The sequence below is a fragment of the Myxococcus virescens genome, from assembly GCF_900101905.1.
GTDB classification, from domain to species: domain Bacteria; phylum Myxococcota; class Myxococcia; order Myxococcales; family Myxococcaceae; genus Myxococcus; species Myxococcus virescens.
This window is the reverse complement of record NZ_FNAJ01000001.1, coordinates 1,109,375-1,123,619: the sequence shown is the minus strand read 5'-3', so window position 1 is coordinate 1,123,619 and position 14,245 is coordinate 1,109,375. Positions and strand designations below refer to the sequence as shown.

Below are 14,245 nucleotides of genomic sequence, written 5' to 3'. Positions count from 1 at the left end.
TCGTCCTTCGCCTCCGAAGTGACGCGCGTCGCGAAGGAAGTGGGGACGGAAGGAAAGCTCGGTGGTCAGGCCATCGTGCGCGGCGTCGGTGGAACGTGGAAGGACCTCACGGACAACGTGAACTCCATGGCCTCCAACCTGACGTCCCAGGTGCGAAACATCGCCGAGGTGACGATGGCGGTGGCGCGCGGTGACCTCTCCAAGAAGATCACCGTGGACGTGCGCGGCGAGATTCTGGAGCTGAAGAACACCATCAACACGATGGTGGACCAGTTGTCGTCCTTCGCCTCGGAAGTGACGCGCGTGGCGCGCGAAGTGGGGACGGAAGGAAAGCTCGGTGGTCAGGCCATCGTGCGCGGTGTCGGCGGAACGTGGAAGGACCTCACCGACAACGTGAACAGCATGGCGTCCAACCTGACGTCGCAGGTGCGAAACATCGCGGAAGTCACCACGGCCGTGGCCAACGGTGACCTCTCCAAGAAGATCACCGTGGACGTGCGCGGCGAAATCCTGGAGCTGAAGAACACCATCAACACGATGGTGGACCAGCTCAACTCGTTCGCGTCGGAAGTGACGCGTGTGGCGCGCGAGGTGGGGACGGAGGGCAAGCTGGGCGGCCAGGCCGTGGTGAAGGGTGTGGCCGGTACGTGGAAGGACCTCACCGACAACGTGAACTCCATGGCGTCGAACCTGACGTCTCAGGTGCGCAACATCGCCGAGGTGACGACGGCCGTCGCCAAGGGCGACCTGTCCAAGAAAATCACCGTCGACGTGCAGGGCGAAATCCTGGAGCTGAAGAACACCATCAACACGATGGTGGACCAGCTCAACTCGTTCGCGTCGGAAGTGACGCGCGTGGCGCGCGAGGTGGGCACGGAGGGCAAGCTGGGCGGACAGGCCGAGGTGAAGGGCGTGGCCGGCACGTGGAAGGACCTCACGGACAACGTGAACTCCATGGCCTCCAACCTCACCACGCAGGTGCGCGGCATCGCCAAGGTCGTGACGTCGGTGGCCAACGGCGACCTGAAGCGCAAGCTGGTGGTGGACGCGAAGGGCGAAATCGCGGAGCTGGCGGACACCATCAACGGCATGATTGACACCCTGGCGGTGTTCGCCGACCAGGTGACGACGGTGGCCCGCGAGGTGGGCATCGAAGGGAAGCTGGGCGGTCAGGCCCGTGTGCCCGGGACGGCGGGCATCTGGCGCGACCTCACGGACAACGTGAACCAGCTGGCCGCCAACCTCACCACGCAGGTGCGCGCCATCGCCGAGGTGGCCACCGCCGTGACGAAGGGTGACCTCACGCGGTTCATCACCGTGTCCGCCCAGGGCGAAGTGGCCGCCCTGAAGGACAACATCAACGAGATGATCCGCAACCTGAAGGACACCACGCGGAAGAACACGGAGCAGGACTGGCTCAAGACGAACCTGGCCAAGTTCACCCGCGTCCTCCAGGGGCAGCGGGATTTGCTCACGGTGTCCAAGGTCATCCTGTCGGAGCTGGCGCCGCTGGTGGATGCCCAGCACGGCGTCTTCTACATCTCCGAGCGCGCGGACGGCGGCGACCAGATGCTCAAGCTGCTGGCGTCCTACGCGTACCGCCAGCGCAAGGGACTGGCGAACACCTTCAAGTACGGCGAGGGACTGGTGGGCCAGTGCGCCCTGGAGAAGGAGCCCATCCTCCTGTCGGACGTGCCGGACAGCTACATCCGCATCGCGTCCGGCCTGGGCGAGGAGGTGCCACGCAACATCGTGGTGCTGCCGGTGCTCTTCGAAGGGGAAGTCAAAGCCGTCATCGAGCTGGCCTCCTTCCACACCTTCAGTGAGGTCCACATGGGCTTCCTGGAGCAGCTCACGGAGTCCATCGGCATCGTGCTCAACACGATTGCCGCCAACATGCGCACCGAGGCGCTGCTGAAGCAGTCGCAGGCGCTGACGGACGAGCTCCGCAAGCAGCAGGAGGAGTTGACGGAGACGAACAAGCGCCTGGAGCAGCAGGCCACCTCGCTCCAGCAGTCGGAGGAGCTGCTCAAGCGTCAGCAGGAGGAGCTGCGCAGCACCAACGAGGAGCTCCAGGAGAAGGCGAAGCTGCTCTCCGAGCAGAAGACGGAGGTGGAGCGCAAGAATGGCGAGGTGGAGCAGGCCAAGCTCGCCCTGGAGGAGAAGGCCGAACAGCTCAGCCTCACGTCCAAGTACAAGTCCGAGTTCCTGGCCAACATGAGCCACGAGCTGCGGACGCCGCTCAACTCGCTGCTCATCCTCAGCCAGACGCTCAGCGACAACGTGGATGGCAACCTCACGTCGCGGCAGGTGGAGTTCGCCAAGACGATTCACGCATCCGGCGCGGACCTGCTGGAGCTCATCAACGACATCCTCGACCTGTCGAAGATTGAATCCGGCACCATGGCCGTGGACGTGGGACCGCTGCGCTTCGGCGACCTGCGCGAGTTCGTGGACCGCACCTTCCGGCAGGTGGCGGACAAGAAGGGGTTGGAGTTCCACATCGGCCTGGGGGATTCGCTGCCCGGCGAGCTGGAGACGGACGCGAAGCGCCTGCAACAGGTGCTCAAGAACCTGCTGTCCAACGCCTTCAAGTTCACCGAGGCCGGCTCGGTGTCGCTGCACATCGGGCTGGCGAAGGGCGGCTGGTCTCCGGACCACGCCATGTTGTCCTCAGCGCCCTCGGTGGTCGCCTTCACCGTGGTGGACACGGGCATCGGCATCCCGAAGGACAAGCATCAAATCATCTTCGAGGCCTTCCAGCAGGCGGATGGCTCCACCGCCCGCAAGTACGGGGGCACCGGCCTGGGCCTGTCCATCAGCCGTGAAATCGCGCGACTGCTCGGCGGCGAAATCCGGCTGGAGAGCGACGTGGGCAGGGGCAGCGCCTTCACCCTCTACCTGCCGCTGGCCTTCATGGCGGAGCGTCCGCAGGAGGAGCATGCGCGCTGGGACTACCACCCGCTGGCCACCACGGTGCTCCCCGTGCCCCTCGCGGAGCCCGTCTCCGAGTCGCGGGTGTCTTCGCTGAGCCGGATGGACATTGATGATGACCGGAGCTCCATCCTGCCTGGAGACAAGGTGCTGCTGGCCGTGACGCACCTGGCGGACCATGCCGCGCGCCTGCGTGCCGCGGCACAGGGCACGGGCTTCAAGGTGCTGGTGTCCACCGAGGTGGAGGACGCGCTGGACGCCGTCCGCAACACGCGGCCAGCGGCCGTGGCGGTGGACCTGGACCTGCCGGAGATGGCGGGCTGGGTGGTGCTGGACCGGCTGAAGCACGACGCGTCCACTCGCGCGCTGCCGGTGTACACGGTGTCGGTGGAGGACCACCGCGAGCGCTCGCTCAACCTGGGCGCCATTGGCCACCTGCGCGCGGCGGCGGACCCGGAGGCGGCGGTGGCCGCGCTGGAGTCCCTCAAGCGCTTCGTGGAGCGCAAGGGCCGCGGGCTGCTCGTGGTGGAGGACGACCCCGTCCACCGCCAGACACTGACGGAGCTTCTGGGCAGTGATGACGTGCAGACGGTGGCGGTGGGGACCGCGGCGGAGGCGCTGGCCGCGCTGGCCGAGCGCCGCTTCGACTGCATGGTGCTGGACCTGGGCCTGCCGGACATGCCCGGCACGGAGCTCATCCGCCGCATCCATGAGGCGCACGGCGCGGGCGGGCCGCCGCTCATCGTCTACACGGGCCGCGAGCTGACGCGCGCCCAGGAGACGGAGCTGCGGCGCGTGGCCGAGGCCATCGTGGTGAAGGACGCGCAGAGCCCGGAGCGGCTCCTGGAGGAGACGAGCCTGTTCCTCCACCGCTCGCCCTCGGAGCTGACCGAGCCCAAGCGCCGCATGCTGGAGAAGGCGCGCGAAAAGGACCCCTTGCTGGTGAACCGCAAGGTGCTGGTCGTGGACGACGACGTGCGCAACATCTTCGCCCTCAACACCGTGCTGGAGCGCTACGGCATGAAGGTGGCCTTCGCGGAGAGCGCGCGCGAGGGCCTGGACCAGCTGGAGAAGGACGCCGACATCGAGCTGGTGCTGATGGACGTGATGATGCCGGAGATGGACGGCTACCAGGCCATGCGCGCCATCCGCCGCATGGAGCGCTTCGTCCATCTGCCCATCCTGGCCCTCACCGCCAAGGCCATGAAGGGTGACCGGGAGAAGTGCCTGGAGGCCGGTGCGTCCGACTACATCACCAAGCCGGTGGACATCGAGAAGCTGCTCAGCCTGCTGCGCGTGTGGCTGCACGCGCCGCGGGGCATGCCGCCGCGCGGTTCGCGCACGGAGGTCTCCGGATGACGGGGCCCGGCGCGCGCGGCGCGGAGCTGGAGGCGCTGGAGGTGGACCTGTTGCTGGAGGGCGTGGCCCGGCAATGGGGCTTCGACCTGCGCAACCGCTCCCGGCCGCAGCTCTTGCGGCGGCTGCGGCACCACCTCCGCGAGGAGCGGCTGGACAGCTTCTCCGCGCTCCAGGCCCGCGTGCTGCACGACGCCGAGGCGCTGGACGCGCTGCTGCGCACGCTGTCCTGCACACCGCCCGCCCTGTTCGCGGAGGCCGTCTTCTTCCGCGACTTCCGCACCCGGGTGGTGCCGGTGCTTCGCACCTGGCCCTCCGTGCGCGTGTGGCACGCGGGCTGTGGCACCGGCGAGGACACGTACGCGCTGGCCATCCTCCTCCACGAGGAAGGGCTGTGGGGCAAGTGCCGGCTGTATGCGTCCGACGCGAGTGAAGGGCTGCTGGCGGACGCGCGCACCGGCGTGCTGCCGCTGCCCACGCAGGAGGACGCGCAGCGCTACCTGGAGGCGGGCGGGAAGGGCGCGCTCTCCGACTACTACACGCGCGACGGCAACTGGGCGCTGCTCCAGCCCCGGCTGCGCGACGGCATCTTCTTCACCCAGCACAACCTGGCCACGGATGGCTCGTTCAACGAGTTCCACGTCATCGTGTGCCGGGACACGCTGCTGACCTTCAACCGCGCATTGCACGACCACATCCACGGCCGCCTCTTCGAGAGCCTCGCCCGCTTCGGCTTCCTGTGCCTGGGGCGCAAGGAGTCGCTGGCGCGCACGCCGCACGCGGGGGCCTACGAGATGCTGGAGGACTGCGGTCGCATCTTCAGGAGGGTGGCATGAATCCCTTGGGCCTGCTGGTGGTGGGGGCGCCGCGCTGCGCGGCGGCGGACGTGGAGTCGGTGCTGGCGCTGTTGCCTCCGCACCTGCCCGTGCCGGTGGTGTTGGCGCTGCACCGGGGCCCTCTGGACGCGCTGGCCGCGCCGCTGGGCCGCCGCTGCGCGCTGCCGGTGGTGGAGCCGGACGACAAGGACCCGCTGCTGCCCGGCGCCGTGTACCTGGCGCCCGCGGGCTACCACTTGCTGGTGGACCGGGGCTGCGTGTCCCTGTCCGTGGAGCCGCCCGAGCATGGGCAGCGGCCCGGCCTGGACGCGCTCTTCGAATCCGCGGCGGACAGCCATGGCCCCAGGGCCGCGGGGCTGCTCTTCGCGGGGCACGAGGATGGGGGGGCCGGCTTGCAGGTGCTCCACGCGAGAGGCGCCCGGGTGGCCGTGGTGAGCACGCTCCAGACGGGCGGAGATGGTGGTGAGGAGGGAGAGATGGCGCAATTGACGTTGGGTTCCGTGGGAGGGTGGCTCGCGCGGCTGGCCTATGTGCCGCGTTCCAAGGTGCTGCCTTGAGCGGCGCGCCCACGCGTGAGCGCCTGCCGGCGATTCCGGCGGAGCCCGTCTGCCTGCTGCTGGTGGATGACCAGCCGGAGAACCTGCTGGCGCTGGAGGCGACGCTTGCGCCCCTGGGGCAGCGGCTGGTCACCGCGAGCAGCGGCCGCGAGGCGCTGCGTCACCTGCTGACGCAGGACTTCGCCGTCATCCTCCTGGACGTCGTCATGCCGGACATGGACGGCTTCGAGACGGCCCAGCTCATCCGCGAACGAGAGCGCAGCCGCGGCACGCCCCTCATCTTCCTCACCGGGCTGTCGCGGGGGCCCCATCCGGAGCTGCGCGGCTATGCCATGGGCGCGGTGGACTTCCTGCTCAAGCCCTTCGAACCGGCCATCCTGCGCTCCAAGGTGAGCGTCTTCGTGGAGCTGCACCGCAAGACGGAGCTGGTGCGGCGGCAGGCGGAGGCGCTGCGCGAGGCCCAGCAGCGCGAGCACGCGCGGGAGTTGCTGGAGGCGCAGCGGCGCGTGGAGGCCGAGCGGCTTCGTTCAGAAACCAACCGAAACCAGCAGCGCTGGCTGGAGGCGGCGCTTGCCGCGCTCCCCATGCCGCTGGCGTTGGTGGAGCCGGGAAGCGGCCACACCCTGCTGGCCAACCGGGCGGCGCAAGGGCTGGCGGGGGGCTGCCTGGCCTACCGCGAGGCGCGCGCGCTGCATGCGGACGCATGCTTCCGCGGCGCGGACGGCCGGCTGCTCGCGGACGAAGACCTGCCGCTGATGCGCGCCGCGCGCGGTGAGGTGTTCCAGGCGTCCCCCGTGGAGTGGAACGTGGGCGGCCAGCGCGGTTCGGTGCTCGCTTCCAGTGAGCGACTGCCTCGCATGCATGGACGCCCGGAGACCATGGTGCTGGGCCTCTTGGACGTGACGGCGCTCCGAGCCGCCGCTCGCCACGACTGGCTCCCCCTGCCGCTCACGGAGCACATCGCTACACTGGAGGCACAGGGTGAAGACACAGGCCCGCTCACTCGGCTCATCGAGGTGCTGCGGAACCTTCCGGGCTTGAGCACCGGGAGCCCCGGACAGGAGCGCGAGGAGGGCTCCTTGCGAGCAGAGGAGAGCAGCCAGGCGGGCAATCCTCCTCGGCCCGCGCGCTGAACATCACCGGTCGAGAAATGGTTGACGCACAAAATAACATGGGCAAGGTGGCCGTGTGAGTGACGCCGGAATCCCACAGCGGGTCCAGCGCTTCATCTCGACGCACATCGACTCCCTGGAGAAGCTGGAGGTGCTCCTCCTGCTTCGTGCGCACGCGGACAGGGAGTGGACGGCATCGGCGGTGAGTCTGGAACTGCGCATTACAGATGCTTCCGCCGCCTCCAGGCTGGAGGACCTGACGAACCGACACATGCTGGTGAGCGATGGTGCCTCACCTCCGTCGTATCGCTACAGTCCTGAGTCGTCGGAGGATGTGCAGGCGGTGACGGAGCTGGCGGCGGTGTACGGCGCGAAGCGCGTCAGCGTCATCTCCTTCATCTTCTCGAGGCCGCTGGACAAGGTGCGGGGCTTTGCCGAGGCATTCATCCTGAAGAAGGACAAGGACGGCCATGGCTGAAGCAGTCTACATCCTGTGTGCGTTGACGAGCGTGGCGTGCGCGGTGCTGCTGCTCCGGGCCTACAAGCGCACGGGCATGCGGCTGCTCCTGTGGAGTGGGCTGTGCTTCGTGGGCCTGGTGGTCAGCAACGTGCTCCTCTTCGTGGACCTGGTGCTGCTGCCCGCCACCATCGACCTGTACATGCCGCGTGCCATCGCCACGTTGTCCAGTGCCTCTGTCCTGCTCTATGGCCTCATCTGGGACGCGTCCTGAGGTGCCGTGATGCTCAAACCCATGCTCAACGGTGCGGTGGCGATGGCGTGGCTGGCGAGCGCGCTGTTCTTCCTGCGCTTCTGGGTCCAGTCGAAGGACCGGCTCTTCGCCTTCTTCGCGCTGGCCTTCACGATGCTGGCGGGCAACTCGGTGGTGGCGGCGCTGCTGGACGCGGATGACGAGCGGCGCTACTACATCTACGTGGTGCGGCTCTTCGCCTTCCTGCTCATCCTCTACGCCATCTGGGACAAGAACCGCGCGAACCGCCACGGCCCCGGGTAGGGCCGCGCCGTTGTCTGGCAGGTCATCTGGCTGACAGTTGCCTCGTACCTGCGGCCAGGCACCGTTGTCGCAGGCGGAGGGGCGTCATTATCTCCGACACCCCATGTCGCGCCGCCCTTCTTCATCCTCGCGGCCCGCGTCCGTGGACGAGCGCGAACCCGAGCGGTCCGTCTCCACGGAATCGGACGGGGTGTGTCCGCCGCGAGGGCTGGAGTCCCAGGTGGGTGGGGCCGGGAAGGCCGTCCGCTTGCGCGGCAGTGACGACGCGGAGGAGCGCCTCGCGTTCCTGGCCAGCGCGGGCGAGCTGCTGTCGTCGTCCCTGGATTCGGGCACGGTGCTCCAGCGGCTCGCGGAGCTGGCCGTGCCGCTGCTGGCGGACTGGTGCGCGGTGGACGTGCTCACGGCGGACGGGCGGGTGGAGCGGGTGGCCGCGGCGCACCGCCTGGCGGAGCAGGTGCCGCTGGTGCACGAGCTGGCACGCCTCCAGCCCCTGGACCTGGCGGCCGAGGGCGGTATCCCGGAGGTCCTGCGCACCGGCAAGGCCGCCCTCCTGCCTGAAGTCCTGGACGCGCTGCTGCCGGGCGTGGTGCTCACGGAGGCGCAGCTGGAGGTGGCGCGGCGCCTGGGCATCCGGGCGGGCCTCATCGTGCCGCTGCTGGCGCGAGGCCGCGTGCTCGGCGCGCTGTCGCTGGTCCGGGGCGACTCGGACGAGGGGCCCGGCGCGTCCGACCTGGAGCTGGCGTTGGAGCTGGCCCGGCGCGCCGGCCTGTCCCTGGACAACGCGCTGCTGTACGCGGAGGCGCGCGGCGCGCAGCAGCGCACCGAGCGCCTCCAGGCCGTCACCGCGGCCCTGTCCCGCGCGGCCACCGCCGAGGATGTGGCCGAAGCGCTGATGCGCGAGGAGCTGCGGCCCGCGGGCCCGGCGCGCGGCGCGGTGCTCGGCATGCTGGAGGATGGCCGGCTGCACGTGCTGGGCTCCTTCGGCTACGCGCCGGCGGTGCTGGATACCCTGCGCGGGCTGTGGGCGGACCAGGTGCCCGGCGTGGACCGGGCGCTGGAGCAGCTGGAGCCCCAGTGGTTCTCCAACCCCGCGGCGGTGCCGCGCGCCGTGCCCGAGTGGACAGGGGACTTCGTCCAGGGCGTGGGGACCGGGGCCTGGGCGGTGCTGCCCTTGAAGGTGGAGCACCGCATCCGGGGCTTCCTGCTGTTCGCGTGGGACGGGCCGCAGGCATTCCTCGCGGAGGAGCGCGGCTTCCTGTCCTCGCTGGCGCAGCAGTGCGCGCAGGCGCTGGAGCGCGCGGCGCTGTACGAGGCGCTGCGTGAGCGCGGCGGCAAGCTGCACCTGGCGCTGGAGGCGGGCAAGGAGGCCGAGGAGCGGCTCTTCTTCCTGCTGGAGGCGAGCCGCGCGCTGGCCGAGCACCTGGACGACGTGGAGTGGACGCTGGAGCACCTGGCGCGAGTGGCCGCGCGCAACGTGGCCACGTACTGCCTGGTGGAGCTGATGGGAGCGGACGGCGTGCCGCGCGGCGTGGCCGCGTCCCACCGGGAGCCGGAGCGGGACGGGGCGGTGCTGGCCTCGCTGTCCCTTCCCTGGGTGGACGGCACGCTGCATCCGGCGCGCGAGTGCTTCCTGTCGGGGGAGACGCGCTTCCTGCCCGAGGTGGGGCCGGAGCTGCGCGAGCGCATGTGCCAGGGGCCCGAGCACCGCGCGCTCCTGGAGGCGCTGAATCCACACTCGCTGCTCGCGGTGGCGGTGCGCACGCGGGGGCGCACGCTGGGCGTCATCACGCTGGGCACCGCGGCCCCCTGCCGCCGGCTGGTCACCGCCGACGTGGCCATGGCGGAGGAGCTGGCGCGGCGCGTGGCGGTGGCGCTGGAGAACGCGTCGCTGTACCGGGACGCGCAGGCCGCGGTGCGTCTGCGCGACGAGTTCCTCTCCGTGGCCAGCCATGAGCTGAAGACGCCGCTCACCAGCCTGAAGCTCCAGCACGGCCTCATCGACCGCGCCGCCCTCGGAGACGTGGGGGACAAGGTGCGGCCCCGGCTGGCCACGGCCGTGCGGCAGGTGCAGCGGCTGAGCGCGCTGGTGGACAGCCTGCTGGACGTCAGCCGGATTTCGCTGGGGCGGCTGAAGCTGGAGCCGTCCGACGTGGACCTGGGCCAGGCGGTGCGCGACGCGGTGGACCGCATGGAGGAGGTGTTCTCCCTGGCGGGGTGTCCGGTGCGGGTGGAGGTGCCGGGTCCGCTGCCGGGGAAGTGGGATTCGCTGCGGCTGGACCAGGTGCTGGTGAACCTGCTCACCAACGCGGCCAAGTACGGCGCGGGCCGGCCTGTCCTGGTGGAGGCGGCCTTCGAGGGCGAGGAGATGGTGCGGGTGTCGGTGCGTGACGAGGGCATCGGCATCGCCGCGGAGGACCTGCCGCGCCTGTTCGGCCGCTTCGAGCGCGCGGTGTCCGACCGGCACTATGGCGGCCTGGGACTGGGGCTCTACATCAGCCGGCAGATCGTGGACGCCATGGGTGGACGCATCGAGGTGGAGAGCCGGCCCGGGCTGGGTTCCATCTTCACCGTGCGCCTGCCCCGGTCCACGGCACAATGCGCGCCATGGTGACCGTGGGAAGGGCGGACGTGCCCAAGGTGTTGTCGGTGGCGAAGCTGCGGAAGGAGTACGGCGGCAAGGCCGCGGTGGAGGGTGTCTCCTTCGAGGTGGGACGCGGAGAGATTGTCGGGCTGCTGGGCCCCAACGGCGCGGGGAAGACGACCACCATCAACATGGTGCTCGGCGTGCTGCAGCCCACGTCCGGCACCATCCACATCCAGGACCTGGACCTGGCGGCGCAGCGCTCCGCCGCGCTGGCGCTGACGAACTTCGCCGCCGTCTACTCGCCGCTGCCGGGCAACCTCTCCGTGTACCAGAACCTGCGCGTCTTCGGCCTCATCTACGGGGTGAAGTCCCTGGGGGCGCGCATCGCGGAGTTGCTGGAGCAGTTCGACCTGGTGAAGTACCGCGACGTGAAGTGCGGCGTGCTGTCCTCCGGAGAGCAGACCCGCGTGGCGCTGGCGAAGGCGATGCTCAACCGTCCGCACCTGCTGCTCCTGGACGAGCCCACCGCGTCGCTGGACCCCGCGACGGCCCGGGACATCCGCGCCCGGATTCGCGAGTTCGCCGCGCGGGACACCGGCGGCGTGCTGTGGACGTCCCACAACATGTACGAGGTGGAGGAGGTCTGCGACCGGGTGCTGTTCCTGGCGCGCGGCCGGGTGCTCCTGGAAGGAAACCCGAGGACGCTGCCCGGCGAGCACGGCCAGGCCTCGCTGGAAGAGCTCTTCATCGCCGTGGCGCGCGAGCCGCTCGCGCTGGAGCGGAGCTGACCATGCACCTGCACCGGGCCGCCGCCGTCGCGCTTCGCCACTACTACCTCCTGCGAGGGAGCCTCGCGCGCTTCCTGCCACTCTTCGCGTGGGTGGCCATCGACATGGTGCTGTGGGGCTTCATGAGCCGCTACCTCAACACCGTCACCTCTCAGGAATACAACTTCGTCCCGGTGCTCCTGGGCGCCGTCCTGCTGTGGGACTTCTTCATCCGCGTCATGCAGGGCGTGACGATGGTGTTCTTCGAGGACGTGTGGTCGCGCAACTTCCTCAACATGTTCGCGTCCCCGCTCACCATCTCCGAATACCTGGGTGGGCTGGTGCTCTCCAGCATCGCCACCAGCACCCTGGGCTTGTTGGTGATGCTGGTGCTGGCCAGCACCGTCTTCGGCCTGTCCTTCGCCGCGTACGGCGTGCTCTTCGTGCCCTTCCTGCTGGTGCTGTTCCTGTTCGGCATCGCGCTGGGCATCTTCGGCTGCGCGCTGGTGCTGCGCCTGGGCCCGGCGTCGGAGTGGTTCGTCTGGCCCATCCCCGCGCTGCTGTCGCCCTTCGCCGGCGTGTTCTACCCGCTGTCCACGCTGCCCGCGTGGATGCAGGCGGTGTCCCATCTGCTACCACCCTCGTATGTGTTCGAGGGTATGCGCACGCTCGCGGCGGGGGGCGCGTTCCAGGTGTCCACGCTGCTGTGGGGGGCTGGTCTCGCCGTGGTGGAAATCCTGCTCGCGTGTGCCTTCTTCACGTGGGTACACCGACAGGCCGTGCGCACGGGACTCATCGCGCGATACAGCGCTGAAAGCGTGAGCTGATTCAGGACGTTTTCAGTCGTGCTGTCAACACGGGGAGGGCGTGCGCAAACGCGTGGCCGATGGGGTCGTGGGCGAGTCTAATCTCCGTGGTTGCTGTATCCGCGGGGGGCCGAGTCCTGGACGAACCGCGCTTGTGACTCCAGAAGCCGCGCCCCTGCCCGCGGACTGGTGTCGACATGTGCAAGGTGGTGGCTGAGGTCGTCGTGGATGAGGCCCGGCGTGGGTGGCAGCAATCGTACACCCGTACCTGGAGCATACCGATGCGAAGCCTCAAACCTGTTTTCTCGTCCGCGGTGGCGATGGCCCTGTGCTCACTGCTCGCGGGCGGTTGTGGCGGTTCACCGTCGGACGGTGAGCCGGACACGCAGACCCCTCAGAGCGGCGGGCTGGGCGGCAAGGCCGGCGAAGGAGGCCCTGGCTTCGGCGGCGAGCCGACGTACCCCGGGGACGATGACGCCACGCCGGGCAAGGTCACCATCTGCCACATTCCCCCGGGCAACCCCGCCAACGCGCACACCATCTCGGTGTCCACGTCGGCCTGGCCGGCACATGAGCGGCATGGAGACACGCTGGGCCCCTGCGAAGGCGGCGGCGAGGAGCCGGATGCCGGCAGTGGCGAGGAGCCGGATGCCGGCAGTGGCGAGGAGCCGGATGCCGGCAATGGCGAGGAGCCGGACGCGGGCACGGGCGGCGAGGAGCCGGACGCGGGTGCTCCGGTGTGCGCCCCCATTGGCGAGGCCTGTGGTGAGGCCGCCGACTGCTGCCTGGGGCTGATGTGCGGCGAGGACAACACCTGCGATCCCGTCATCGGCTGACGTGGATGAACGCACCTCCCCGTCCGCAACAAACGGGCGGGGAGGTCCGCCGCGCTCGGCTCACGGGCGCGGACGCGCGTTGAGCGCAGCACACTTGCCGAGGCTCCAGACGGTGGCGCGACGTCCACCCTGGAGGTCCCGCGAGGCGTGCGTGCTCCGCCCAACAGAGCGGTCGTTGCGCGTTCGACGCACGCTCCGAAGTGCGTCGCGAAACGCGCCGTGACGGCGTTAGGGTTTCAGCTCAAGGAGGGGGACATCGGAGCGCCAGGACGCGCGTTCCGAACGGGCGCTGTCACCTCTTCCGAAACCCATTTCGCGCTGGCTCGTGCGTGGGCCCACTGGCTGCTGGCCGGAGCGGGGCGCCTGTCGCGCGAAGGACGTTGGCATCATGTCCCGGTCGGACGTCACCACCTCCGTTCCCGTGTTCACCCAGACCTTCCGGTCCCCGTGTGGCTGTGTCCCCGCGCACGGGGTGGCCTGCGAGTGTCCGGCCCGGGCGGGCGCGCGTCGTGTGTCCATGGGGTGTCCGCCATCCTTCCTGGTGCCGCCCGCGAGGGAGGCCCCGCTCCCGTCCTCGGCGGCCTCGCTGGTGGGACAGCAGGTGGGTCACTTCCGGCTGCTGCGCGAGCTGGGCCGGGGGAGCCTGGGCGTCGTTCTGCTCGCGGAGCACGCGCTCATCCAGAAGCGCGTGGCCATCCAGGTGCTTCACACGCAGGCGACGCAGGACCCGGCGCAGGTCGCTCGGTTCCTTCAGGCGGCGCGCACGCTGACGCTCATCCAGCACGCGCACATCGTCTCGCTCTACGACCTGGGCATTCGCGACGGGCGTCCCTACCTCGTCCGGGAGTACCTGGAGGGACAGAGCCTGGCCGCCTTCGCGAACAGGCCGCTGGCGTCCGCGCTGGTGGTGGACCTGCTCACCCAGGTGTGTGACGCGCTGGACGCCGCGCATGCGCACGGCATCGCCCACGGCAGCCTCAATCCCACCAGCATCTTCCTCATCCCTGACGCGAATGGCCGCCAGCACGTGAAGCTGCTGGACTTCGGCATCGCCGGGTTGCTCCCTCCCTCCGACGGCGCCGCCGACCTGCCGGTGGCCGCGGACCTCTTCGCCGTGGGCGTGCTGGGCGCGCTGCTTGTCTCGGGCCGGCTGTCCTCGCGCGGGCACGCGGCGGAGGAGACGCTTCATGGCCACGCTCGGGAGCTGCCACCGCTGCCGGCGGGCATCCCGTCGGCGCTGTCACGCGTGCTGCTCAAGGCCATGGCGCGTCGCCCGGGGGACCGTTATGCCAGTGCGGCCGAGCTGCGCGCGGCCTTGCAGGCGTCGGTGGCGCTCGACGGCGGCGTGGCGCATCCAGAGGCCCTGGAGCTGGAGCGGCTTCCCAGTTGGTACACGCTCCGGGGGCCACCGGGGGCCGCGCCCGCCTCCAGGTAGGGCGGCCTG

Annotated in this window: 12 protein-coding genes; all 12 read left to right on the top strand. The window is 69.8% G+C overall.

Features of this window, described 5'->3' with window-relative positions; genetic code table 11:
• Window positions 1-4,293: response regulator (locus tag BLU09_RS04570; RefSeq protein ID WP_167371022.1), on the top strand; the 4,293-nt coding region annotated here is incomplete at its 5' end.
• Complete coding sequence (locus tag BLU09_RS04565; protein WP_090485927.1) at window positions 4,290-5,126, top strand: CheR family methyltransferase; 837 nt, start codon at window positions 4,290-4,292, stop codon at window positions 5,124-5,126. The genes BLU09_RS04570 and BLU09_RS04565, both read left to right, overlap by 4 nt.
• Entirely contained in the window at window positions 5,123-5,683 is a 561-nt protein-coding gene (locus BLU09_RS04560; protein WP_090485924.1) for a chemotaxis protein CheB, read from the top strand. The genes BLU09_RS04565 and BLU09_RS04560 overlap by 4 nt, the downstream gene beginning before the upstream one ends.
• Window positions 5,680-6,816 carry a response regulator gene (locus BLU09_RS04555; protein ID WP_090485921.1) on the top strand — a complete coding sequence of 379 codons (1,137 nt, stop codon included), beginning with the start codon at window positions 5,680-5,682 and terminating at the stop codon, window positions 6,814-6,816. Before BLU09_RS04560 ends, BLU09_RS04555 begins: the two co-directional genes overlap by 4 nt.
• Before the next feature lie 55 nt (window positions 6,817-6,871).
• Window positions 6,872-7,273 (top strand): hypothetical protein, encoded by a 402-nt coding sequence (locus tag BLU09_RS04550; protein WP_090485918.1) that lies wholly within the window; start codon window positions 6,872-6,874, stop codon window positions 7,271-7,273.
• Complete coding sequence (locus BLU09_RS04545) at window positions 7,266-7,526, top strand: DUF5985 family protein (protein ID WP_011550845.1); 261 nt, start codon at window positions 7,266-7,268, stop codon at window positions 7,524-7,526. The genes BLU09_RS04550 and BLU09_RS04545 overlap by 8 nt, the downstream gene beginning before the upstream one ends.
• Before the next feature lie 9 nt (window positions 7,527-7,535).
• Complete coding sequence (locus tag BLU09_RS04540) at window positions 7,536-7,808, top strand: DUF5985 family protein (RefSeq protein WP_186817910.1); 273 nt, start codon at window positions 7,536-7,538, stop codon at window positions 7,806-7,808.
• A 103-nt stretch (window positions 7,809-7,911) separates the two neighbouring features.
• Window positions 7,912-10,419 (top strand): sensor histidine kinase, encoded by a 2,508-nt coding sequence (locus tag BLU09_RS04535; RefSeq protein WP_244171404.1) that lies wholly within the window; start codon window positions 7,912-7,914, stop codon window positions 10,417-10,419.
• Window positions 10,404-11,180, top strand: a complete 777-nt coding sequence (locus tag BLU09_RS04530; RefSeq protein ID WP_090485909.1) for an ABC transporter ATP-binding protein — start codon at window positions 10,404-10,406, stop codon at window positions 11,178-11,180. Before BLU09_RS04535 ends, BLU09_RS04530 begins: the two co-directional genes overlap by 16 nt.
• 2 nt (window positions 11,181-11,182) lie before the next feature.
• Entirely contained in the window at window positions 11,183-11,986 is an 804-nt protein-coding gene (locus tag BLU09_RS04525) for an ABC transporter permease (RefSeq protein ID WP_090485906.1), read from the top strand.
• Window positions 11,987-12,246: 260 nt separating this feature from the next.
• Window positions 12,247-12,801 carry a hypothetical protein gene (locus BLU09_RS04520; RefSeq protein WP_090485904.1) on the top strand — a complete coding sequence of 185 codons (555 nt, stop codon included), beginning with the start codon at window positions 12,247-12,249 and terminating at the stop codon, window positions 12,799-12,801.
• A 388-nt stretch (window positions 12,802-13,189) separates the two neighbouring features.
• Window positions 13,190-14,236: a serine/threonine-protein kinase gene (locus BLU09_RS04515; protein ID WP_090485901.1), complete on the top strand. Its 1,047-nt coding sequence runs from the start codon at window positions 13,190-13,192 to the stop codon at window positions 14,234-14,236.
• The last annotated feature ends 9 nt before the right edge of the window (window positions 14,237-14,245 follow it).